Source organism: Streptomyces sp. NPDC048337, assembly GCF_043201175.1.
Taxonomy (GTDB): Bacteria; Actinomycetota; Actinomycetes; order Streptomycetales; family Streptomycetaceae; genus Streptomyces.
Window position 1 is genome coordinate 1 of sequence record NZ_JBICYR010000024.1, and the last position, 20,268, is coordinate 20,268.

The following is a 20,268-nucleotide window of genomic DNA, read 5'->3' on the forward strand; positions in this document are numbered from 1 at the left end:
GGGGACCCTGTGGGAGAGTAGGACGCCGCCGAACAATCATTGTGGGAAAGCCCCGCACCGGATCTCTGATCCTGGTGCGGGGCTTTTCTGCGTTCTGGGTCAGGAAGCCGCGAACTGGCCGTTGCCCACGACCTTGAGGAGGGCGAGGCGTTCGGCGGTGTCGCTGCCCACCGGTGGGGTGTACAGGACCACGCGCTGGTCGCCCTCCGGGGCCAGGAGGACCTGGCAGTCCAAGTCGACCGGGCCGATCAACGGGTGCAGGACGCGCATGCGGGAGGCCCGGAGTACGGCGACCTCGTGCAGCTCCCACAGGGCGGTGAATTCCGCGCTGGCCGCTTTCAGCCGCTCCACCAGCCGGGTCGCGGCGGTGTCGCCGGCGCGTCGGGCGACGGCCGCACGCAGGTCCGCCACGTGCAGTCGGCCGTAGTGGTCGTGCTCGGCGTCCGGGTAGGCGGTGCGCTGGGCCGGGTCGGTGAACCAGCGCCAGACCACGTTGCGCCCGTGCTCCGATACGGAGCACACCCCGCCCAGCAGGGCCTCGGCCATCGCGTTCTGGGCCAGGACGTCACCGAGGTCGCTGATGACCTGGACCGGGGTGGTCGGCAGCTGGTCCAGCAGGTGCAGGAGTCCGGGGCTGACGTGGTCGCCCGTCGTCCTGGCGGCGGGCGGGCGCCGGCCGGCGAGGAGGTGGAGGTGGTCGCGTTCGTCGTCGGAGAGGCGCAGGGCACGGGCCAGCGCCGTGAGCATCTCCGGTGAGGGCTGTGGGCCGCGGGCCTGTTCCAGGCGGATGTAGTAGTCGGCGGACATGCCGGCGAGTTGGGCGACTTCCTCGCGGCGCAGGCCGGGGGTGCGGCGGCGGGGGCCGACGGGCAGGCCCGCGTCCTGCGGGCGCACCCGGGCGCGGTAGCGGCGCAGGAAGTCGGCGAGTGCGTCACGGTCGATCTTCATGCGGTCATCCTGCCGGAGGGTCCGGGGCTCATCCAGGGACCGCCGATCCCAGGGTCGAGAGGGCTCTCCCCGGCGTTGCTCTCCGGCGGCACTGTGGGTCTGGCCGGAGCACGAACGTCCCGGTCACACCACATGAGCAGGGAGCATTTCCATGGCCACCATCACCGTCAACGGCGCCCAGGTCCACTACGAGAAGACCGGCTCGGGCCCCGCCCTCGTCCTGGTCCACGGCACAGGCTCGGCCGGTTCCGCCGTCAACTGGGGGCAGACCACACCGAGGTTCACCCCGCATCGCACGGTGATCACCCCCGACCTGTCCGGCACCGAGGCCACCCTCGACGACGGCGCGCCCCTGACCTCCGAGGGCCTCGCGGCCCAGGTGATCGCCGTCATCGAGGACGCCGCCGACGGGCCGGTGGACCTGCTGGGCTTCTCCATGGGCTCCACCGTCGCCGCCACCGTCGCCGCCCTGCGGCCCGACCTCGTACGCCGGCTGATCCTGGTCGCCGGCTGGGCCCACACCGACGGCGACGAGTACCTGCGCAGCCTCTTCACCCTCTGGCAGGACCTCGGCACCTCCGACCCCGCGTCCTTCGGCCGCGCCGTCGCCATGACCGGCTTCAGCCGCGGCTTCCTCAACTCTATCGGCCGCACCCAGTTCGAGGCCCTGATCCCCAACATGCCGCCCACCGCGGGCACTCTGCGCCACATCGCCTACGACCTCGGGGTGGACATCCGCCACCTGCTCCCGCGCATCGAGGCCCCCACGCTGGTGATCGGCGGCACCCAGGACATCACCGTCCCGGTCGAGCACAGCCGCGGCCTCCACGCCGCGATCGCCCACAGCTCCTACGCCGAGATCGACGCGGGCCACGTCATGTTCTTCGAACAGGAGGACGTCTTCGTCAAGCTCGTGACCGACTTCGTCGAAGCCCCCTGAGCCCCCTGCGCCCCCCTGAGAATCTTTCTCCGTTCGTCCGTTCACCAGCATCGGGTTGCCGTGGACCTGTGCTGACGGCTCGTAGGGTTGGGGGTATGGGCTATGACCTCGTCATCTTCGACAACGACGGCGTGCTGGTGGACAGTGAGCCACTCGCCAACAGCATCCTCGCCGCGTACCTGACCGAGCTGGGGCACCCGACCACCTACGAGGACTCGCTCCGCGACTACATGGGCGCCGCCGTGCACCGGGTGCACGACCTCGTGCTCGAGCGGACGGGGAAGCGGCTGCCGGACGACTTCGAGGAGCAGCTGAACGCGCGGACCTTCGCCGCGTTCGAGCAGGAGCTGCAGCCCGTGCCCGGGGTGGAGGAAGTGCTCGGGCTGTTGACGGCCCATGGTGTCGGCTACTGCCTGGCCTCCTCCGGGAGCCATGCGCGGATCCGGGTCGGGCATCGGGCGGCCGGCCTCGACGGGTGGTTCGAGGAGGAGTGGATCTTCAGCTCCGAGGACGTCGGGCAGGGGAAGCCGGCGCCCGATCTGTTCCTGCACGCGGCCCGGCAGATGGGTGTGGAGCCCTCGCGGTGCGTCGTCGTGGAGGACAGCCCGCGCGGGATCGAGGCCGCCCGCGCGGCGGGCATGGACGTGTACGCGTTCACCTCGATGATGCCCGCCGACCGGCTGCCGGGGGCCACCGGCTACTTCGGCGACATGAAGCAGCTCCCGGGGCTCCTGCAACTGCCCCTGTGATCTCTCTACCCACCGGTAGCCCCGGGGCCTACGCTGTGCCGCCATGACGGTTGATGTGCGGCTGCGGTACGGGCGTGGCGCTCTGGGGTTCAGCTTCTTCGCGCAGGGTGTCGCCTTCGCGCTGCTCGTGACGCGCATCCCGGCGATCCAGGACCGGTACGGGATATCCGACGGGCTGCTGCCCGCCTTCCTCGCGGCCGTGCCGATCCTCGCGGGGGTGTCGAGCGTCGCCACCGAGCACCTCGTGAAGCGGGTCGCGCCCAGTGCGGTGCTGCGGTGGGCGCAGCCGCTGGTGCTGCTGTCGCTGCTGGGGGTCGGGGCCGGCACGCAGATGTGGCACGTGGCGGTGGCCCTGGGGGCGTTCGGGCTGTCGGTGGGTGCGCTGGACGCCTCCATGAACATGCTCGGGGTCAGCCTCCAGCGGGCGTACGGGCGCAGCATCATGCTGGGTTTCCACGCGGCGTACAGCCTCGGCGGGATCCTGGGGGCCTCGGCCGCGTGGGCCGGGGCGCACTGGCACCTGGATCTCTTCGTGAGCTACCTGCCGGCGGTGGCGGTGCTGCTGCCGCTCGGGCTGGTGGGGAGCCGGCGCTACGTCGACGCGCCCGCCGAGGCGCACGAGAAGGGGCTGGGGGCCGGCGGGGGCAAGCTGCTGCTGCCGCTCTGCCTGGTGATGGCGTGCGCGTACATCGGGGACTCGACGGTGGCGAACTGGAGTGCCAAGTACCTCCAGGACGTGCTGGGGAGCTCCGAGCAGCTGGCGACCGTCCCGTACAACGTCTACATGGTGACCACCCTCCTCGGGCGGGCCGTCGGGGACCTGGGCGTGCGGCGCTTCGGGGCGGCGGCCGTGGTGCGGGGCGGGACGCTGGTCGCGGCGTCCGGTTTCGCCGTCGTGGCGGCTGCGCCCGGCGCGTGGGTGGGGATGCTCGGGTTCACGCTGCTGGGGATCGGGCTGTGCGTGATCGTGCCGCAGACCTTCGCGGCCGCGGGGAGGTTGTTCCCCGGGGCGTCCGATACGGCCATCGCGCGGCTGAACATCTTCAACTACGTGGGTTTCCTCATCGGGTCGCCGCTCGTCGGGGGGATCGGGGACGCGTGGAGCTACCGGGGGGCGATGCTCGTGCCGATGGTGCTCGTGCTGATCACGCTGTTCCACGCCCGCTCGTTCGGCTCCGACCGGGCCCGATACGGTGTCGGGCATGAGCGGCCGCGGGTTGTTGATGTGGGACGAGGCGGTAACGGGGTATGACTTCGGACCGAGCCATCCGATGGATCCGGTACGGCTGGAGCTGACCATGGGCCTGGTGCGCGCCTTCGGGCTGGACCGGGTGCTGGAGGTACGGGCGGCCCCCGCGGCCGGGGATTCCACGCTGCGGCTCGTCCACCGGGAGGACTACGTCGCCGCGGTGCGCGAGGTGTCCGCGGACCCGGGGATCGCCGACGGGTCGTACGGGCTGGGGACCATGGACGATCCGGCCTTCCACGGGATGCACGAGGCGTCCGCGCTGATCGCCGGGCAGTCGGTGGCGGGCGCGGAGGCGATCTGGCGCGGCGAGGCCGAGCACGCCGTGAACTTCGCCGGCGGGCTGCACCACGCGATGCCGGGCGGGGCGGCCGGATTCTGTGTGTACAACGACGCGGCGCTGGCCATCGCGCGGCTGCTGGAGCTGGGGGCCGAGCGGGTCGCGTACGTGGACGTCGACGTGCACCACGGGGACGGTGTGCAGGCGGCCTTCTGGGACGATCCGCGGGTGCTGACCGTGTCGCTGCACGAGCATCCGCGGACGCTGTTCCCGCAGACGGGGTGGCCCGAGGAGACCGGGGGGCCGGCCGCCGAGGGGTCGGCGGTGAACGTCGCGCTGCCGGCCGGGACCGGGGACGAGGGGTGGCTGCGGGCCTTCCACGCGACGGTGCCGGAGCTGTTGGCGGACTTCCGGCCGCAGGTGCTGGTGACCCAGCACGGGGCCGATACGCACTTCGAGGACCCCCTCGCCCATTTGGCGGTGTCCCTGGACGCGCAGCGGGCGGTGCAGGAGGCGTGCCACTCGCTGGCGCACGAGTACGCGGGCGGGCGGTGGCTGGCACTGGGGGGCGGCGGGTACGCGGTGGTGGACGTCGTACCGCGGTCGTGGACGCACCTGGTGGCCATCGCCGGGCATCGGCCGGTGGATCCGGAGACGGTGGTGCCGGCGGCCTGGCGGGACGCGGTGTACGCGCGGACCCGGGGGGTGGCGCCCGCGCGGATGACGGACGGGCGGAGCCCGGAGTGGCGGGACTGGGAGGCGGGGTACGACCCCGCGGACCGGACCGATCAGGCGGTGCTGGCCACGCGGCGGGCCGTGTTCCCGTTGCGGGGGATGCTGACCTGAGGCCGAGCCCCGCGGAACCCCGCGCCTCAAGCGTCGGTGAGGCTCGATGGGGGAGCATCGGAGGGTGTTGAGCACCGGCGCGTTGCGTGCGCATCTGCTGGCCGCCCGGTTGGCCGGGACCGTCGCTACCTCGCGGGAGGAGAGCCTGCGCAGTTACCGGCTGTTCGCGGCGCGCGATCCGCGGGTGTTACTGGGGCTGGATCCCGAGTGGGACTGGGGCGAGGGTGACCTGCTGAGGCTGATGGCGGACAGGTGCGGGGTGTCGGGGGATCCCGCGCACGTCAGCGGGCCGGACGTGATCGATCCGGAGCTGACGGTGGCCGCGCTGGAGGCGTTCGCGGGGCGGCTGCGGGCGGCGGTCGCGGCGCGCTCGCCGGTGTTGTTCGGGACGGGCCACCCGCACCGGCTCCTGGGGTTCTACGCCGCGTTGGCCGAGGCGATGTCGGCGGCGGGATGTGTTGTCCTCACTCCGGCGCAGGGGACGAGTGTCGACATGGCGACCCGGTTCGGCGTACGCCCGCACAGCATCGATTACGTAGGAGGGGTCGCACTGGTGCGGGAGCCCGGCGTGCGGCCGCCGGGGAGTGCCACCGGCGCACACACCCATTCGCCGCTGCCGGTTCGGATCGCGCTGGGGGCCCTCGCGGAGGCCGGCGGGCCCCTTCCGGAGCTCGTGGTGGGGGATCACGGGTGGGTCTGCGGCGCAGGTCAGTTGGGTGTGGAGGCCATCGGGCTGGCGGATACGGATGATCCCGCGCTGTTCGTGGGAGAGGCCGAGGGGCGGGTCTCGGTGGTCGTTCCGGTTGATGACGCGGTGCGTGCGGATTACTACCGACCGCTTATTCGCTACGTGCTCGGCCGGGCGCGCTTGCCGGACGGGCAGGAGTGGCTGTAGCTCCTCTTCCCCACTCGTATCACGCGCCCCTACTCTGGGGAGTGAGCGTGCGACGACGAGGAGTAACCGGAGGGGAAGCCGGTGCCCGTCATGCGCGGAAGGTCAAGGTGTGTCATGGCTGCTGGCGAGAGGCCTCTCAGTGAGGTTCAGTTCCTGACCGTGGCGGAGGTCGCCTCGGTGATGCGAGTGTCGAAGATGACCGTGTACCGCCTGGTGCACAACGGTCATCTGCCCGCAATCCGGGTGGGCCGGTCCTTCCGGGTCCCCGAGAACGCGGTCCACGAGTACCTCCGAGAGTCCTATGTGGGGGTGGAGTCGGCCTGAGAGTGACCCCGCGACACCTCTCGGATTACAAGCTCAGAGCTGGGGCGGGTAGGCTAGGCCGACGTAGGTCGTGTGGGCCCAGACGCCCCGCACCAGTGAAGAGAAGTGAGCGAGGGTAGTCGTGGGCTCTGTTATCAAGAAGCGGCGCAAGCGGATGGCTAAGAAGAAGCACCGCAAGCTGCTCAAGCGCACCCGCGTCCAGCGCCGTAACAAGAAGTAAACGGCAGCTGTACGTGTTCTCCGCAGCCCCTCCACCATCCTTGGTGGAGGGGCTGCGGTGCAGCCGGGGTACTTCTCGAGGGAGGCGCTGAACTCGTGGGGAAGGTCGTACTCGTCACCGGGGCTGCCCGGCAGCTGGGCGGCCGCTTCGTGCGCCGCATCCAGCGCGACCCGGAGGTCGAGCGGGTGATCGCGGTGGACGCGGTGACGCCGCCGCACCGGCTCGGATCGGCCGAGTTCGTCCGTACGGACATCAGGCAGTCGTCGATCGCCCGCGTGCTGGCCGAGCACGCCGTGGACACGGTGGTCCATCTGGCGGTCACCGGGGGCAGCGCGGGGACGGGCGGTGCGCACAGCACCGTGAAGGAAACGAACGTCATCGGGACGATGCAGCTCCTCGGGGCCTGCCAGAAGTCGCCTACGGTACGGCGGCTCGTGGTGAAGTCCAGTACCAGCGTGTACGGGGGCACCTCGCGGGATCCGGCCGTCTTCACCGAGACCACGGAGCCGAAGTCGCTGCCGGCGGGCGGCTTCGCCAAGGACGCCGCCGAGGTCGAGGGGTACGTACGGGGCTTCGCGCGCAGGCGGCCGGACGTCGCGGTGTGCGTGCTGCGGTTCGCGAACATCCTGGGGCCCTTCGCGGACTCGGCGCTCGCCGAGTACTTCTCGATCCCCGTGATGCCGACGGTGCTCGGCTACGACCCGCGGCTCCAGTTCGTCCACGAGGACGACGTGCTCGACGTGCTGCGGCTGGCGGCGCAGGAGCCGCGGCGGGGAACGCTGAACAGCGGGACCTTCAACATCGCGGGCGACGGGGTCCTGCTGCTGTCGCAGTGCGCGCGGCGGCTGGGGCGGCCGACGCTGCCGATGCTGCTGCCCGCGGTGACGTGGGTGGGGTCGGCGCTGCGGGCGGTCGGGGTCACCGATTTCTCGCCGGAGCAGATGAGGCTCCTGACGCACGGCCGGGTCGTGGAGACCACCCAGATGCGGGAGGTGCTCGGCTTCGAGCCGATGTACACGACCGTCGAGACCTTCGCGGACTTCGCGCGGAGCCGGGGGAGCGGGCTGCTGCCGCCCGAGCGGATGGGGCGGGCCGTGGAGCGGGTGGCGGCCCTGCTGGATGTCGACGCGGGTGCGTCCGCGGACGCGGATGCCGATGAAGGAGCGAAGCGATAGTGGCGGACGCCAAGGTCATTCCGTTCGACGAGGACCGGCCGAGACGGCGGTCGCCGCGCAGGGTGCGGGCGGTGTCCGCGCCCGAACCGGCGGTGGAGCCCGTGGAGCCGGCCGCTCCCGAGCCGGGCCCGGTCCGGCCCCGCGGCGGCTGGGACCGGCGGATCGCGGGCGGGCTGTCGTTCCTGCGGCGGCGGATCACCGGGGAGTACGAGGTCGACGAGTTCGGCTATGACAAGGAACTGACGGACCAGGTCCTGATGTCCCTGATGCGGCCGCTGTTCGACAAGTACTTCCGGGTCGAGGTGAAGGGGATCGAGAACATCCCAGCCGAGGGCGGGGCGCTGATCGTGGCGAACCACTCCGGGACGCTGCCGCTGGACGGCCTGATGATGCAGGTCGCGGTGCACGACCACCATCCGGCGCAGCGGCACCTGCGGCTGCTGGCGGCGGACCTGGTGTTCATGCTGCCGGTGGTGAACGAGCTGGCGCGGAAGGCCGGGCACACCCTCGCCTGCGCGGAGGACGCGCAGCGGCTGCTGGAGGCCGGGGAGCTGGTCGGGGTGATGCCGGAGGGCTTCAAGGGAATAGGGAAGCCGTTCGGAGACCGGTACAAGCTGCAGCGGTTCGGGCGGGGCGGGTTCGTGTCGACGGCGCTGCGGGCGGGGACGCCGATCGTGCCGTGCTCGATCGTGGGGGCGGAGGAGATCTACCCGATGGTCGGCAACGCGAAGACGGTGGCGCGGCTGCTGGGGATTCCGTACTTCCCGATCACGCCGACGTTCCCCTGGCTGGGGCCGTTGGGGGTGCTGCCCCTGCCGACGAAGTGGACGATCCAGTTCGGTGAGCCGATCGCCACCGCGGGGTACGCGGCTGAGGCGGCGGATGATCCGATGCTGATGTTCAACCTGACGGATGAGGTGCGGGAGCGGATCCAGCACTCGCTGTACAAGCTGCTCGTGCAGCGGCGGTCCGTGTTCTTCTGACCCGCACGTCGAACGCCGGCGAGGCCGAATGGCCTCGCCGGCGTTCGCGCACTACTCCGCGTCCTCCGCGTTGATGCCCAGGCCTGGGAGGAGGCCGGGGAGGAGGGGTGGGAGGGTGATGTCCGGCTTGGGCTGGTCCGGGGTGCCCGGAGAGGGCTGGGCGGACTGGCCCGTCGGCGGATTGAGGAGCTCGCCCGCGCCACCGATCAGGCCTCCGGGGGCCGGGGGCCTGCTGCTGCCCGAGGGGGACGGCGTGGGGCTGCCCGACGCGGTGCCGGCGGCGGGCGCCGACTGGTGCTTGGCGCCGGGGGCACCCGGTGTGGCCGAGGTGCCGGGCGAGCCGGAACCTCGGGTCTGCTCCGGTGGCTTGGGGAGCAGACCCTGGAGCGGCGCCACGTCTTGGTCTATGGCCTGGAACACCATCTCCACCTCGCCGCCCACGTCCGTGAGCTGCGGGGGAAGGTTCGACCGCAGCTGCCCCCACGTGTCGCGGTGGGAGCGGGAGAACGCGGACAGCGCCTTGATCGGGTCGAGCGAGCCGTCCCGTTCGTAGGCCGCCTGGAGGAGCCGGTGGCCCTCCTCGGCGTCGTGCTTCATGCCCGCCAGTGCTCGGCGGATGGCGCCCAGGGCCTCGTGGTCCAGGGTGTTTCCGCCCTTGCCGCGCTCCATCAGCCTGCGGGCTTCCGACAGGCGGTTCGAGGCCTGGTCGAGATAGAGCTCGCCCCGGTCCGAATCGTCGTCGGCCATCCCGAGCTTGATGTCCTCCATGCCCCGCTTGATCGGGTAGAGGGAGTCACCGGGCAGGGCGTCGGTGCTGGCAGCGGCCACTCCGCTGAATGCCCCTGCGGCCACACCCACGGTGAGTCCGCCCGCTGCGATGCCCTTGGACCAGCGGGAGCGGGGCCGCAATTTCCGGAGCGAGGTCGCCCGGTGGGCGCCGCGGCCGGTCCGCTGTTCGGGCACCTGAGGGTCCGATGCGGCACCGCCCCCGGCCCTCTCCTCGAGCACCATGGCCTCCATGGCGGCAACGAGCTGCGCTCGCTGCACCACTTTGACCTCGGGGTCCAGCACCGGGCGCGGCATACGTTCGCCGAGCACGCTCGCCAGGGCCAACAACCGGTCGTGGTCGGCAGGTTCGGCAGGTGCCTCGGACTGCTCGGCCGCCGGTTCCGGTTCCGAAAGGTCGGACGGGGTCCGATCCTCCAGGGCCTGGGCGAAGGCGTTCGCCCGCCGGTGCGGAGTCACGTTCGCGATCACTGGCGGCACCTCCTCTCGTCATGACGATCGACTCCCCAAGGTGTCCGGAAGGTTGCCTTCCTTGAGCACATCCACACTTTCGAGTGAGCGGCTTCGGGCAGGGCGTGTCCACAGGGAGCCTGCATTCCGCACAACGAGCGTCGCGGCACTTGGGTTACGGACGAAGGATGATCGGACCACAGCGTCATCGAGGGGTCACCGGGTGTGAGTGGTCAGCGGGCGTCTTCGGGGAGGAGGCGGGCCAGCGTGCGGACCGCCCGGTACTGGAGCGTCTTGATGGCGCCCTCGTTCTTCCCCATCACCCGGGCCGTCTCGGCGACCGAGAGGCCCTGCAGGAAGCGCAGGGTCACGCACTCCTGCTGCTGCGGATTGAGTTTCCGTACGGCCTCCAGCAGGGCCGCGTTGGAGAGGGACTCCAGGACGGAGTCCTCGGGGGACCGTTCCACCTCGTTCGCGTCCAGCATCTCGCCCGTGGTCACTTCCAGGCGGAAGCGGCTGGACTTGAAGTGGTCGGCGACCAGGTTGCGGGCGATCGTCACCAGCCAGGCGCCGAAGTCGCGGCCCTGCCAGGTGAAGGTGGAGATGCGGCGCAGTGCGCGCAGGAAGGTCTCGCTGGTGAGATCCTCCGCGGTCGCCTTGCCGCCGACGCGGTAGTAGATGTAGCGGTAGACCGTGTCGCTGTACTGGTCGTAGAGGCGGCCGAAGGCCTCGGCCTCGCCGGCCTGGGCGCGCTCGACCAGGTCCATCATGCGGGCCTGGTCGCTGTCCGCCGTGGGACGGCGGGGGGCGGCCTGCGTGCTCGTGCCGGTCGCCCCGGCCGAGCCCGCGGCCGTGCGACCTCGTCTGCCCACCGTCGCTCCGCCGTCCGTGAGGGCATAGCAAGGGCCGGCCGGGCCGAGACCGGCAGGGACCGCGGCGGCGAGGGCGGGGACGGCGTACGCGGTGGGGACGAAGCCGCGCAGGTGGTCGAGGACCGTTGCGCGCAGCGTAGCCAGGCCCGAGGCGTCAACCCCGACAGGTGGGTACACGGGACTCCCAGAGGCAGAGCTTCCATCACGTGCAGTGCGGGACCGTTCACCCGTCGTGGCGACAGATGGCCGGTGGCATGCGTTTGAGGAGAATAACGCTTAGTACAGGCAGTGCTACACCCAGTTGCTCAAATCACCGGTTCCGACACTTCTGTTGCGTGTCGAGTGCATATTCGGTCGCGATTGGTGATCGGTTGGTGATCACTTGGGTGCGCGGAATGGACGCTTCCATGGGGGCGCGCGACCGAGTCGCGCATGGCGGAGTGCCCTGCCCCATCCGGGGGTAGGGCTGGGGGAATGCCCCTCGGTGCGGCGTGGCTACTTGCGGCGGCGGTGCAGGGCGATGGCGGCGGCCGCGCCGCCCGCGATCGCGCCGACTCCGGCGGCCGCCGGGACGCCGACCTTCACGGCCTTGCGGCCGGTCCGATAGTCGCGCAGCCGCCAGTCGTTGGTGCGGGCATGCTTGCGCAGTTTTGTGTCGGGATTGATCGCGTACGGATGCCCGACCAGTGACAGCATCGGAATGTCGTTGTGCGAATCGCTGTACGCGGCGCAGCGCGCGAGGTCCAGGCCCTCGGCGGCGGCCAGGGCGCGGACGGCCTCGGCCTTGGCGGGGCCGTGCAGCGGCTCGCCGACCAGGCGGCCGGTGTAGACGCCGTCGACGGATTCGGCGACGGTGCCCAGGGCTCCGGTCAGGCCGAGCCTGCGGGCGATGATCGTGGCCGTCTCGACGGGGGCGGCCGTGACGAGCCAGACCTTCTGGCCGGCGTCGAGGTGGGCCTGGGCCAGGGCGCGGGTGCCCGGCCAGATCCGCTCCGCCATGTACTCGTCGTAGATCTCCTCGCCGATGGCCATCAGTTCGGAGACCTTGTGGCCCTTGACGATGGACAGGGCGCTGTCGCGGGCGTCCTGCATGTGGTCGGGGTCCTCGACCCCGGCGAGCCGGAACCAGGCCTGCTGCCAGGCGAAGCGGGCGAGTTCGCGGCGGCGGAAGAACTCGCGCTTGTACAGGCCGCGGCCGAAGTGGAAGATCGCGGCGCCCTGCATGACGGTGTTGTCGAGGTCGAAGAAGGCGGCGGCGAGATCGTCGCCGGCGACAGGGAACTCGGGCTCCTCCCCCTCTTCCGCGAGGGCCTCGAGGTCGGTGTCGAGGTCGGGCTCCGCGGGGTGTGGGGCTCCGGCCAGCGCGGTCTTCCGGGCGGCTTCGGCCGAGGCCTCGCCTGCCAGCACGCTCCGCGCGCTTGCGGAGCGTCTACGGGGGGTGAGCCATCCGAGAGCGGCCATGCGGCGAGCATAGCCACTGTGTTCGGAAGTTCTCGAACCGATGGGAAACGGAGGCGTTAACACTTCGGGAGAATGAGGTCATGAGCCCTTTGTTGCGCCGCAAGGAAAAGAAGGTCCCCGGGGAGCGGATGGTGACGCTCGTCGGGAAGCCGGGGTGCCATCTGTGTGATGACGCACAGGAGGTCATCGAGAAGGTCTGCGCGGAGACCGGTGCGCAGTGGGAGAAGAAGGACATCTCGCAGGACGAAGAGCTCTACAAGTTGTATTGGGAGCAGATTCCGGTGGTGCTGGTGGACGGCGAACAGCACACCTTCTGGAGGGTGAACCCGGACCGGCTGCGTCGGGCATTGGGGGGCTGACCCGCTTCCCGGTTACCATCATGGGCGATTTATGGGGACTCGGGGGCGTATCTGTGAGGAGTGTGTACGGTTTTGCCCCCTTCGGGAATTGAACGGGTTCGGCGTGCCGCCGGTTCCCTCCCCACCCGCCCCGGTTGCGTGACCCCGGTCACTTTGGTCGGACAAAGCGGACACAATCTTTGTGCACGCGTTCACAAAGGCATAGCCTGCTGTCGACGGGGCGGTCCTGGGACAAGTGGCCGCCTGCAGCCCCGCTCATCCCGCAGGAGCATCGTGGCAACTGGCCGAACTCACCGACCGGCGACCCGCAGCCGAGGTATTCCCGAGGCCACTGTCGCCCGGCTTCCGCTGTACTTGCGCGCGCTCACCGCGCTGTCCGAGCGATCGGTCCCCACGGTGTCCTCCGAGGAGCTCGCGGCCGCCGCCGGAGTCAACTCCGCGAAGCTGCGCAAGGACTTCTCGTACCTCGGTTCCTACGGGACCCGCGGCGTCGGCTACGACGTCGAGTACCTCGTCTACCAGATCTCCCGCGAGCTCGGCCTGACCCAGGACTGGCCGGTCGTCATCGTCGGCATCGGTAACCTCGGCGCCGCCCTGGCCAACTACGGCGGTTTCGCGTCGCGCGGTTTCCGCGTGGCCGCGCTGATCGACGCCGACCCGGCGATGGCCGGCAAGCCGGTGGCCGGGATGCCCGTGCAGCACACCGATGACCTGGAGAAGATCATCGAGGAGAACGGCGTCTCGATCGGTGTCATCGCGACGCCGGCCGGAGCCGCGCAGCAGGTCAGCGAGCGGCTGATCGCCGCCGGTGTCACCTCCATCCTGAACTTCGCGCCGACCGTGCTGTCCGTGCCGGACGGCGTCGACGTGCGCAAGGTCGACCTGTCGATCGAGCTGCAGATCCTCGCCTTCCACGAGCAGCGCAAGGCCGGCGAGGAAGCCGCCGCGGCCGCTGCCGAGAGCGGCTCCTCCGTGGGCGGCGCCGCCCCTGCCGCGGCCGTGGTGCCGCCGGCCGGGCGCGCGGCCGCCGAGGCGCGCAAGGGCAACCCCGAGGGCGACGTGCCGGCGGTGATGCCGGCATGAGTCTGCTCGTCGTCGGTCTGAGCCATCGCAGCGCGCCCGTGAGCGTGCTGGAGCGGGCCTCGCTGTCCGCTGACGCCAAGGTGAAGCTGCTGCACGACACGCTGGCCGCCGAGCCGGCGGTCGAGGCGGCGGTGCTGGCCACGTGCAACCGGATCGAGCTGTACGCGGACGTGGACAAGTTCCACGCCGGTGTGGCCGAGCTGTCCACGCTGCTGGCGCAGCACAGCGGTGTCGCGCTGGAGGAGCTCACCCCGTACCTGTACGTGCACTACGAGGACCGGGCCGTCCACCACCTCTTCTCGGTGGCGTGCGGGCTGGACTCCATGGTGGTCGGCGAGGGGCAGATCCTCGGGCAGATCAAGGACGCGCTGGCGCTGGGGCAGGAGCTGCACACCGCCGGGCGGCTGATCAACGACCTGTTCCAGCAGGCGCTGCGGGTCGGCAAGCGGGCGCACTCCGAGACCGGGATCGACCGGGCGGGGCAGTCGCTGGTGACCTTCGGGCTGGAGCAGCTGGCCGTTCACGCCCCGGTGGGGGAGTGGGCCGCCGGCAAGCGGGCGCTGGTGATCGGCGCCGGGTCGATGTCCTCGCTGGCGGCGGCGACGCTCGCTCGCGTCGGTGTCGCGGAGGTCGTGGTCGCCAACCGGACCGCTGAGCGGGCGGAACGCTTGGCGGAGATTCTGGTTGCCTCGGGCACCGGGGTCGCTGCGCTGGCCATCCCGATGAGTCGTGTCGCCGATGAGCTGGCGCGCGTCGATGTCGTCGTGTCCTGCACGGGTGCGACGGGTCTCGTGCTGACCGCCGAGGACGTGCTCGCCGCCGTGTCGCGGGGCTCTGCCCCGCACCCCGCTCCTCAAATGCCGGAGGGGCTGGATCTGGCTCCCGCCGGAGCCTCGGTTGCGGACGCCGGTGCGGTGCGGGTCACCGAACGGGGCTCCGCCCCGGACCCCGCGCCTCAAACGCCGGAGGGCCTGGAATTTGCTCCCGCCGCGGGGCTGGACCCCGAGGTCGTGGCGCGGCTTGCCGCTGCCGCGCAGGCCGGGGGTCGGCTGGCCGACGCCGGGGCCGCGCGGACCATTGCCGCTCCCGCGGAGGCGGACGGGTGCCCGGTGGGGCCCGATGGGCGGGCCGCGTTGACCGGGGTCGACGCCAACTCGCTTGAGCTGCACGGGACCTGGGCCGATCAGGGCGAGGCCGCCGCGCAGCGGCAGCCCCGGCGCACCACCCGTACGCACGCGGACGGCACCGCCGTACGGCTGGCGCTGCTGGACCTGGCCATGCCCAGGGACGTCGACGCCGCTGTGCACCGGATCCCGGGTGTGCGGCTCGTCGACATCGAGAGCCTGGCCGAGGCGAGCGCCGACGCGCCCATGGCGGCCGATGTGGATGCCGTGCGGGCGATCGTCACCGATGAGGTGGCCGCGTTCGGGGCCGCCCAGCGGGCCGCGCACATCACGCCCACCGTCGTCGCGCTGCGCGCCATGGCGGCCGAGGTCGTGGCCATGGAAGTGGCCCGGCTCGACGGGCGGGTGCCCGATCTCGACGAACGGCAGCGGGCCGAGGTCACCCAGACCGTGCGCCGCGTCGTCGACAAACTCCTCCACGCGCCGACCGTGCGCGTCAAGCAGCTCGCGAGCGAGCCCGGCGGCGCCGGGTACGCCGAGGCGCTGCGCGAACTTTTCGATCTCGACCCGCAGACGGTGGCCTCCGTCAGTCAGGCCGACAAGAACGACGATCCAGGACGGGCATCATGAACCCACGTCTCGACCAGCCCCTCCGGCTCGGCACGCGGCGAAGCAAGCTGGCCATGTCCCAGTCGGGCCATGTCGCCGAGGCCGTACGGGCCATCACCGGCCGCCCCGTGGAACTCGTGGAGATCACGACCTACGGCGACGTGTCGCGGGAGCACCTCGCGCAGATCGGCGGGACGGGCGTCTTCGTCACGGCCCTGCGTGACGCGCTGCTGCGCGGCGAGGTCGACTTCGCCGTGCACTCGCTGAAGGACCTGCCGACCGCGCAGCCCGACGACCTCGTGATCGCGGCCATGCCGCAGCGCGAGGACGCGCGGGACGCGCTCGTGGCGCGGGACGGTCTGACCTTCGAGCAGCTGCCCGACGGTGCGCGGATCGGTACCGGCTCGCCGCGGCGGATGGCCCAGCTGAACCACTACGCCCGTTCCCTCGGCAAGCGGATCGAGACCGTGCCGATCCGCGGGAACGTGGACACGCGGATCGGGTTCGTGCGCGACGGAGAGCTGGACGCCGTCGTGCTGGCCGCCGCCGGTCTGAACCGGATCGGGCGCAGTGACGAAGCGACCGATCTGCTGTCGGTCGACCACGTCCTGCCGGCCCCCGGCCAGGGCGCCCTGGCCGTGGAGTGCCTCGCGTCCGACACGGACCTCATCGCCGCGCTCGGCAAGCTCGACGACCCGCACACCCGGGCCGCCGTGACCGCCGAGCGTTCCCTGCTCGCCGCCCTGGAGGCCGGCTGCAGCGCGCCCGTGGGCGCGTTCGCCGACCTTTTGGCCGACGGGCAGATTGTCAATGAAATGCGCCTGCGCGGCGTCGTCGGGACACTCGACGGCTCGACGCTGGTGCAGCTGTCCACCACCGGTCCCGTGCCCCAGTCGTACGACGAGGCCATGGCGCTCGGCCGCGAACTCGCGGACGAGATGCTGGCCAAGGGCGCGGCCGGTCTTATGGGGGAGCGAGCGTGAGCCCCACAAGTCCGAACACCTCCGCTTTTCCGGGCGTCGCCGCCCACGGGCACGTCACCTTCCTCGGTGCCGGCCCGGGCGACCCGGGTCTGCTGACGCTGCGCGCCGTCGAGGCGCTGGCCGCGGCGGACGTACTGATCGCGGAGCCCGAGGTGCTCGACGTCGTACGGACGCATGCCCGGGCAGGTGTAGACACGCCGCAGCTGACGATCGCTGACGAAGTGTCAGCAGCCGCCGGGGTCCCGGTGATCCGCGATGCCGCCAATCTTGTCATGGAGGCCGCGCGGTCCGGCAGGCGGGTCGTCCGTGCCGTCACCGGCGACCCCGGGCTCGACGGGAACGCCGCCGAGGAGATGCTCGCCTGCGCCACCGAGGGGATCCCCTTCGAGGTGGTGCCGGGTGTCGCGACCGCCGTCGGCGTGCCCGCCTACGCGGGTGTGCCGCTGCGGGGCGAGCGGGGTGCGGACGTCCGGTTCGTCGACGCCCGCAACGCGTCGGCGCGCTGCTGGAGCGAGGTGGGTGCAAGCGACGGGATCCTCGTCGTCTCCGCGACGCTGGAGACGGTGTCGGCCGCGGCCGCCGAGCTGGTGGGCGCCGGGCGCAAGCCCGACACCCCGCTGACGGTGACGGTCGCCGGTACGACCACGCGGCAGCGGACCTGGTGCGCGACGCTGGGGACGATCGCCCAGGTGTTCAAGCAGGGCAAGGTGCTCCCGTCGCCCGAGGGCGCCCGCCCGGTCATAGCCGTGGTCGGTGAGCACAGCGCCGCCGCGCGGCGCGAGGACATGGCCTGGTTCGAGTCGAAGCCGCTGTTCGGCTGGCGGGTTCTCGTGCCGCGCACCAAGGAGCAGGCCGCCTCGCTCTCCGACCAGCTGCGTTCGTACGGCGCGGTGCCGCACGAGGTGCCGACCATCGCCGTGGAGCCGCCGCGGACCCCGCAGCAGATGGAGCGGGCCGTGAAGGGGCTCGTCACCGGGCGCTACGAGTGGATCGCCTTCACCTCGGTCAACGCGGTGAAGGCCGTACGCGAGAAGTTCGAGGAGTACGGGCTCGACGCGCGTGCCTTCGCGGGCATCAAGGTCGCCGCGGTGGGCGAGCAGACCGCGGCCGCGCTGGTGGAGTTCGGCGTGAAGCCGGACCTGGTGCCGAGCGGGGAGCAGTCCGCGGCCGGGCTGCTGGAGGACTGGCCGCCGTACGACCCGGTCTTCGACCCGATCGACCGCGTGTTCCTGCCGCGGGCCGACATCGCGACCGAGACGCTGGTCGCCGGGCTGATCGAACTCGGGTGGGAGGTCGACGACGTCACGGCCTACCGGACCGTGCGGGCGTCGCCGCCGCCGGCGGACACGCGTGAGGCGATCAAGGGCGGCGGCTTCGATGCCGTGCTCTTCACGTCGTCGTCGACGGTGCGGAACCTGGTCGGCATCGCCGGGAAGCCGCACAACGTGACCGTGATCGCGTGTATCGGGCCGGCTACGGCCAAGACCGCCGAGGAGCACGGGCTGCGGGTGGACGTGCTGTCGCCGGAGCCGTCGGTTTCGAAGCTGGCGGAGGCGCTCGCCGAGTACGGGGCCGCGCGCCGCGAGGCGGCCAAGGAGGCCGGGGAGTCGGTGTTCCGGCCGAGCGAGCGGAGGCCGGGGGCGCGGCGCCGCCGCACCACCTAGCGGGCCGGCGGTTACGGGGGCGGGGGGGGGGGGCGCGGGGGGGGCGGGCCGCCCCCCCCCCCCCCCCCGCCCGGGGGGGGGGGGCGCGGGCGGGGGCGGGGGGGGGGGGGGCGGGGCCCCCCCCCCCCCCGGGGGGGGGGGGGGGGGGGGGGGGGGGGCCGGGGCCCCGGGCGCGGGGCCCCCCGCCCCCCGTTCGCCCCTACCGGGGCCAGGCAGCGGCCTGCCGGCCGCCCTGGGGCTCCGCCGCAGACCCCGCGCCTCAAACGCGGGCGGGGCTGGTTGTGCGGCGGGCCCTACCCTTGGGGGGACTGTTCTCGAGGCTCGAAGAGGCGAATGACATGGGCACGTACGGATCCTTCCCCGGGTCGCGGCCGCGGCGGCTGCGGACCACCCCGGCCATGCGGCGGATGGTCGCGGAGAACCGGCTGCACCCCTCGGACCTGATCCTTCCGGCGTTCGTGCGGGAGGGCATCGCCGAGCCCCTCGCCATCTCGGCGATGCCGGGCGTGGTCCAGCACACGCGGGACACGCTGCGGAAGGCCGCCGTGGAGGCGGTCGAGGCGGGCGTCGCGGGGATCATGCTCTTCGGGGTCCCGGCGGACGAGAACAAGGACGCGCTGGGTACGGCGGGCACCGAGCCGGACGGGATCCTCCAGGTCGCCATTCGCGATGTGAAGGCCGAGGTCGGGGACGACCTGGTGATCATGTCCGACCTGTGCCTGGACGAGTACACCGACCACGGGCACTGCGGGGTGCTCGACGAGCACGGCCGCGTCGACAACGACGCGACGCTGGAGCGGTACGCCGAGATGGCTCAGGTGCAGGCCGACGCGGGCGTTCACGTGGTCGGGCCCAGCGGGATGATGGACGGCCAGGTCGGGGTCATCCGGGACGCGCTCGACGAGACCGGGCACGAGGACGTGTCGATCCTCGCGTACACGGCCAAGTACTCGTCGGCCTTCTACGGGCCCTTCCGCGAGGCCGTCGCGTCCTCCCTGCAGGGTGACCGCAAGACCTACCAGCAGGACCCGGCCAACGCCCGGGAGTCCCTGCGGGAGCTCGCCCTCGACCTGGAGGAGGGCGCCGACATGGTCATGGTCAAGCCGGCCGGCCCCTACCTCGACATCCTCTACCGGGTCGCGCAGGCGGTGGACGTGCCGGTGGCCGCGTACCAGATCAGCGGCGAGTTCGCGATGATCGAGGCGGCCGCGGAGAAGGGCTGGATCGAGCGCGACCGGGCCATCCTGGAGACCCTGCTCGGCATCAAGCGGGCCGGCGCCGACACGATCCTCACCTACTGGGCGACAGAGGTCGCGGGCTGGCTGCGCGAGGCCCGCTGACCGCCTCCGACCGGCGGAGGAAGGACGCGAGGACGGCCCGGTAGTGCTCGGGTTCCTCCACGAACGGCAGGTGCGCGCTCTCCTCGAAGAGGACCCATTCCGCGCCCGGGACGGCCTCGGCGAGGGGGCGCACCAGCGCGGGGGTCGTGAGGTCGTGGCGGCCCGAGGTGACCAGGACCGGGAGATCGGGGTCCAGCCCGCCCAGGCGGTCCATGACCGTCCAGCCCTTCAGGTTGCCCGTCAGCTCCCATTCGTGGCCGCCCCACATGGTCCCGTACACGTCGCGGCTCATGCCCGTGAAGGCCTCCACGACGTACTCGGGCCAGGGGTCGAGGCGGCACAGCCACCGCCGGTAGAAGGCCATGTCGGCCCCCGGCTCCCGGCGGCCGATGGCGGTGCGCTCCTCCGGGGGCAGGGACTCCATGAGGCGGCGTGCCTCGGCCTCGTACGCGGGGGCGTCCGCGATCGGCCCGGCCAGGGTCAGCGTGGCCAGGCCCGGCGGGCGGGTCAGGACGTACTCCAGGGCCACCTGGGCGCCGAACGAGTGACCCAGCAGGTGCACCCGGTCGAGGCCGAGGGCCGTGCGGACGGCGGCGAGCTCCCGGACGAAGGTGTCGATGACCCACAGGCCGGGGTCGTCGGGATGGTCGGAGCGGCCGCATCCGAGCTGGTCGTAGAAGATCAGGGCCCGCCCGTCCTCGGCGGCCAGTGCCTCCAGGTCCGCCATGTAGTCGTGGGGACAGCCCGGGCCGCCGTTGACCACGAGCAGCGGCAGCTTGTCGCCGGCGGAGTCGCCCACGATCTTGTACCAGGTGCGGAATCCCTGGAACGACGCGTAGCCCTCGGTCACCGTCATGTCTCCATCATGGGCGCCCCGGCACCTCCGCGCCCGGTTCGCGTACGGGGCTGCGGGGGCGCACCCTGGAAGTCA

General features: G+C 71.9%; 20 protein-coding genes. 15 read left to right on the forward strand and 5 right to left on the reverse strand.

Annotated elements, in window-relative coordinates; genetic code table 11:
• Window positions 1-99: 99 nt before the first annotated feature.
• Complete coding sequence (locus ACGFYU_RS30425) at window positions 100-948, reverse strand: helix-turn-helix transcriptional regulator (RefSeq protein ID WP_393830522.1); 849 nt, start codon at window positions 946-948, stop codon at window positions 100-102.
• A 151-nt stretch (window positions 949-1,099) separates the two neighbouring features.
• Between ACGFYU_RS30425 and ACGFYU_RS30430 the strand changes: the two genes are divergently transcribed.
• The 9 genes from ACGFYU_RS30430 to ACGFYU_RS30470 all read left to right on the forward strand — a co-directional run bounded on the left by ACGFYU_RS30430 (window position 1,100) and on the right by ACGFYU_RS30470 (window position 8,606).
• Window positions 1,100-1,888 carry an alpha/beta fold hydrolase gene (locus ACGFYU_RS30430; RefSeq protein WP_393830523.1) on the forward strand — a complete coding sequence of 263 codons (789 nt, stop codon included), beginning with the start codon at window positions 1,100-1,102 and terminating at the stop codon, window positions 1,886-1,888.
• Window positions 1,889-1,983: 95 nt separating this feature from the next.
• Window positions 1,984-2,637 carry an HAD family hydrolase gene (locus ACGFYU_RS30435; RefSeq protein WP_393830524.1) on the forward strand — a complete coding sequence of 218 codons (654 nt, stop codon included), beginning with the start codon at window positions 1,984-1,986 and terminating at the stop codon, window positions 2,635-2,637.
• Between the two features lie 43 nt (window positions 2,638-2,680).
• Window positions 2,681-3,889, forward strand: a complete 1,209-nt coding sequence (locus ACGFYU_RS30440) for an MFS transporter (protein WP_393830525.1) — start codon at window positions 2,681-2,683, stop codon at window positions 3,887-3,889.
• Window positions 3,840-5,009 carry an acetoin utilization protein AcuC gene (locus tag ACGFYU_RS30445; RefSeq protein WP_393830526.1) on the forward strand — a complete coding sequence of 390 codons (1,170 nt, stop codon included), beginning with the start codon at window positions 3,840-3,842 and terminating at the stop codon, window positions 5,007-5,009. The genes ACGFYU_RS30440 and ACGFYU_RS30445 overlap by 50 nt, the downstream gene beginning before the upstream one ends.
• Window positions 5,010-5,073: 64 nt before the next feature.
• Window positions 5,074-5,904, forward strand: coding sequence for a phosphatase (locus ACGFYU_RS30450; RefSeq protein ID WP_393830527.1), 831 nt, complete (start codon window positions 5,074-5,076; stop codon window positions 5,902-5,904).
• A 114-nt stretch (window positions 5,905-6,018) separates the two neighbouring features.
• Window positions 6,019-6,228: a helix-turn-helix domain-containing protein gene (locus ACGFYU_RS30455; protein WP_008738568.1), complete on the forward strand. Its 210-nt coding sequence runs from the start codon at window positions 6,019-6,021 to the stop codon at window positions 6,226-6,228.
• Between the two features lie 121 nt (window positions 6,229-6,349).
• Window positions 6,350-6,448 carry a 30S ribosomal protein bS22 gene (locus ACGFYU_RS30460; protein ID WP_003948845.1) on the forward strand — a complete coding sequence of 33 codons (99 nt, stop codon included), beginning with the start codon at window positions 6,350-6,352 and terminating at the stop codon, window positions 6,446-6,448.
• A 95-nt stretch (window positions 6,449-6,543) separates the two neighbouring features.
• Complete coding sequence (locus ACGFYU_RS30465) at window positions 6,544-7,623, forward strand: NAD-dependent epimerase/dehydratase family protein (RefSeq protein ID WP_393830528.1); 1,080 nt, start codon at window positions 6,544-6,546, stop codon at window positions 7,621-7,623.
• Window positions 7,623-8,606 (forward strand): lysophospholipid acyltransferase family protein, encoded by a 984-nt coding sequence (locus ACGFYU_RS30470; RefSeq protein WP_393830529.1) that lies wholly within the window; start codon window positions 7,623-7,625, stop codon window positions 8,604-8,606. Before ACGFYU_RS30465 ends, ACGFYU_RS30470 begins: the two co-directional genes overlap by 1 nt.
• Before the next feature lie 51 nt (window positions 8,607-8,657).
• On the opposite strand, the gene ACGFYU_RS30475 is transcribed toward ACGFYU_RS30470, so the two are convergent.
• The 3 genes from ACGFYU_RS30475 to ACGFYU_RS30485 form a co-directional block, all read right to left on the reverse strand.
• Window positions 8,658-9,863, reverse strand: coding sequence for a DUF5667 domain-containing protein (locus ACGFYU_RS30475; RefSeq protein ID WP_393830530.1), 1,206 nt, complete (start codon window positions 9,861-9,863; stop codon window positions 8,658-8,660).
• A gap of 212 nt (window positions 9,864-10,075) precedes the next feature.
• Entirely contained in the window at window positions 10,076-10,891 is an 816-nt protein-coding gene (locus tag ACGFYU_RS30480) for an ECF subfamily RNA polymerase sigma factor, BldN family (protein WP_393830531.1), read from the reverse strand.
• 318 nt (window positions 10,892-11,209) lie between these two features.
• Window positions 11,210-12,175, reverse strand: a complete 966-nt coding sequence (locus ACGFYU_RS30485; protein WP_393830532.1) for an HAD family hydrolase — start codon at window positions 12,173-12,175, stop codon at window positions 11,210-11,212.
• A gap of 80 nt (window positions 12,176-12,255) precedes the next feature.
• Here ACGFYU_RS30485 and ACGFYU_RS30490 point away from each other — a divergent pair, with 80 nt between their 5' ends.
• The 6 genes from ACGFYU_RS30490 to hemB all read left to right on the forward strand — a co-directional run bounded on the left by ACGFYU_RS30490 (window position 12,256) and on the right by hemB (window position 19,337).
• Window positions 12,256-12,534, forward strand: a complete 279-nt coding sequence (locus ACGFYU_RS30490) for a glutaredoxin family protein (RefSeq protein ID WP_393830533.1) — start codon at window positions 12,256-12,258, stop codon at window positions 12,532-12,534.
• A 273-nt stretch (window positions 12,535-12,807) separates the two neighbouring features.
• Window positions 12,808-13,617: a redox-sensing transcriptional repressor Rex gene (locus ACGFYU_RS30495; RefSeq protein WP_393830534.1), complete on the forward strand. Its 810-nt coding sequence runs from the start codon at window positions 12,808-12,810 to the stop codon at window positions 13,615-13,617.
• Window positions 13,614-15,371 carry a glutamyl-tRNA reductase gene (locus ACGFYU_RS30500; RefSeq protein ID WP_393830535.1) on the forward strand — a complete coding sequence of 586 codons (1,758 nt, stop codon included), beginning with the start codon at window positions 13,614-13,616 and terminating at the stop codon, window positions 15,369-15,371. The genes ACGFYU_RS30495 and ACGFYU_RS30500 overlap by 4 nt, the downstream gene beginning before the upstream one ends.
• Window positions 15,368-16,333, forward strand: coding sequence for a hydroxymethylbilane synthase (gene hemC / locus ACGFYU_RS30505; protein ID WP_393830536.1), 966 nt, complete (start codon window positions 15,368-15,370; stop codon window positions 16,331-16,333). The genes ACGFYU_RS30500 and hemC overlap by 4 nt, the downstream gene beginning before the upstream one ends.
• On the forward strand, window positions 16,330-17,997 hold the full coding sequence (locus ACGFYU_RS30510) for a uroporphyrinogen-III synthase (RefSeq protein WP_393830537.1): 1,668 nt from the start codon (window positions 16,330-16,332) through the stop codon (window positions 17,995-17,997). The genes hemC and ACGFYU_RS30510 overlap by 4 nt, the downstream gene beginning before the upstream one ends.
• 338 nt (window positions 17,998-18,335) lie before the next feature.
• Window positions 18,336-19,337, forward strand: a complete 1,002-nt coding sequence (gene hemB, locus ACGFYU_RS30515) for a porphobilinogen synthase (protein WP_393830538.1) — start codon at window positions 18,336-18,338, stop codon at window positions 19,335-19,337.
• Here the strand turns inward: hemB and ACGFYU_RS30520 are convergent.
• Window positions 19,288-20,193 carry a proline iminopeptidase-family hydrolase gene (locus tag ACGFYU_RS30520; protein ID WP_393830539.1) on the reverse strand — a complete coding sequence of 302 codons (906 nt, stop codon included), beginning with the start codon at window positions 20,191-20,193 and terminating at the stop codon, window positions 19,288-19,290. The two genes, hemB and ACGFYU_RS30520, sit on opposite strands and share 50 nt — an antisense overlap.
• Between the last annotated feature and the right edge of the window lie 75 nt (window positions 20,194-20,268).

Coding starts and splice junctions, on each gene's coding strand:
- ACGFYU_RS30500 (WP_393830535.1), top strand. CDS start 13,614: ATGAGTCTGCTCGTCGTCGGTCTGAGCCATCGCAGCGCGCCCGTGAGC.
- hemB (WP_393830538.1), top strand. CDS start 18,336: ATGGGCACGTACGGATCCTTCCCCGGGTCGCGGCCGCGGCGGCTGCGG.
- ACGFYU_RS30425 (WP_393830522.1), bottom strand. CDS start 948: ATGAAGATCGACCGTGACGCACTCGCCGACTTCCTGCGCCGCTACCGC.
- ACGFYU_RS30430 (WP_393830523.1), top strand. CDS start 1,100: ATGGCCACCATCACCGTCAACGGCGCCCAGGTCCACTACGAGAAGACC.
- ACGFYU_RS30435 (WP_393830524.1), top strand. CDS start 1,984: ATGGGCTATGACCTCGTCATCTTCGACAACGACGGCGTGCTGGTGGAC.
- ACGFYU_RS30455 (WP_008738568.1), top strand. CDS start 6,019: ATGGCTGCTGGCGAGAGGCCTCTCAGTGAGGTTCAGTTCCTGACCGTG.
- ACGFYU_RS30440 (WP_393830525.1), top strand. CDS start 2,681: ATGACGGTTGATGTGCGGCTGCGGTACGGGCGTGGCGCTCTGGGGTTC.
- hemC (WP_393830536.1), top strand. CDS start 15,368: ATGAACCCACGTCTCGACCAGCCCCTCCGGCTCGGCACGCGGCGAAGC.
- ACGFYU_RS30520 (WP_393830539.1), bottom strand. CDS start 20,193: ATGACGGTGACCGAGGGCTACGCGTCGTTCCAGGGATTCCGCACCTGG.
- ACGFYU_RS30485 (WP_393830532.1), bottom strand. CDS start 12,175: ATGGCCGCTCTCGGATGGCTCACCCCCCGTAGACGCTCCGCAAGCGCG.
- ACGFYU_RS30445 (WP_393830526.1), top strand. CDS start 3,840: ATGAGCGGCCGCGGGTTGTTGATGTGGGACGAGGCGGTAACGGGGTAT.
- ACGFYU_RS30490 (WP_393830533.1), top strand. CDS start 12,256: ATGAGCCCTTTGTTGCGCCGCAAGGAAAAGAAGGTCCCCGGGGAGCGG.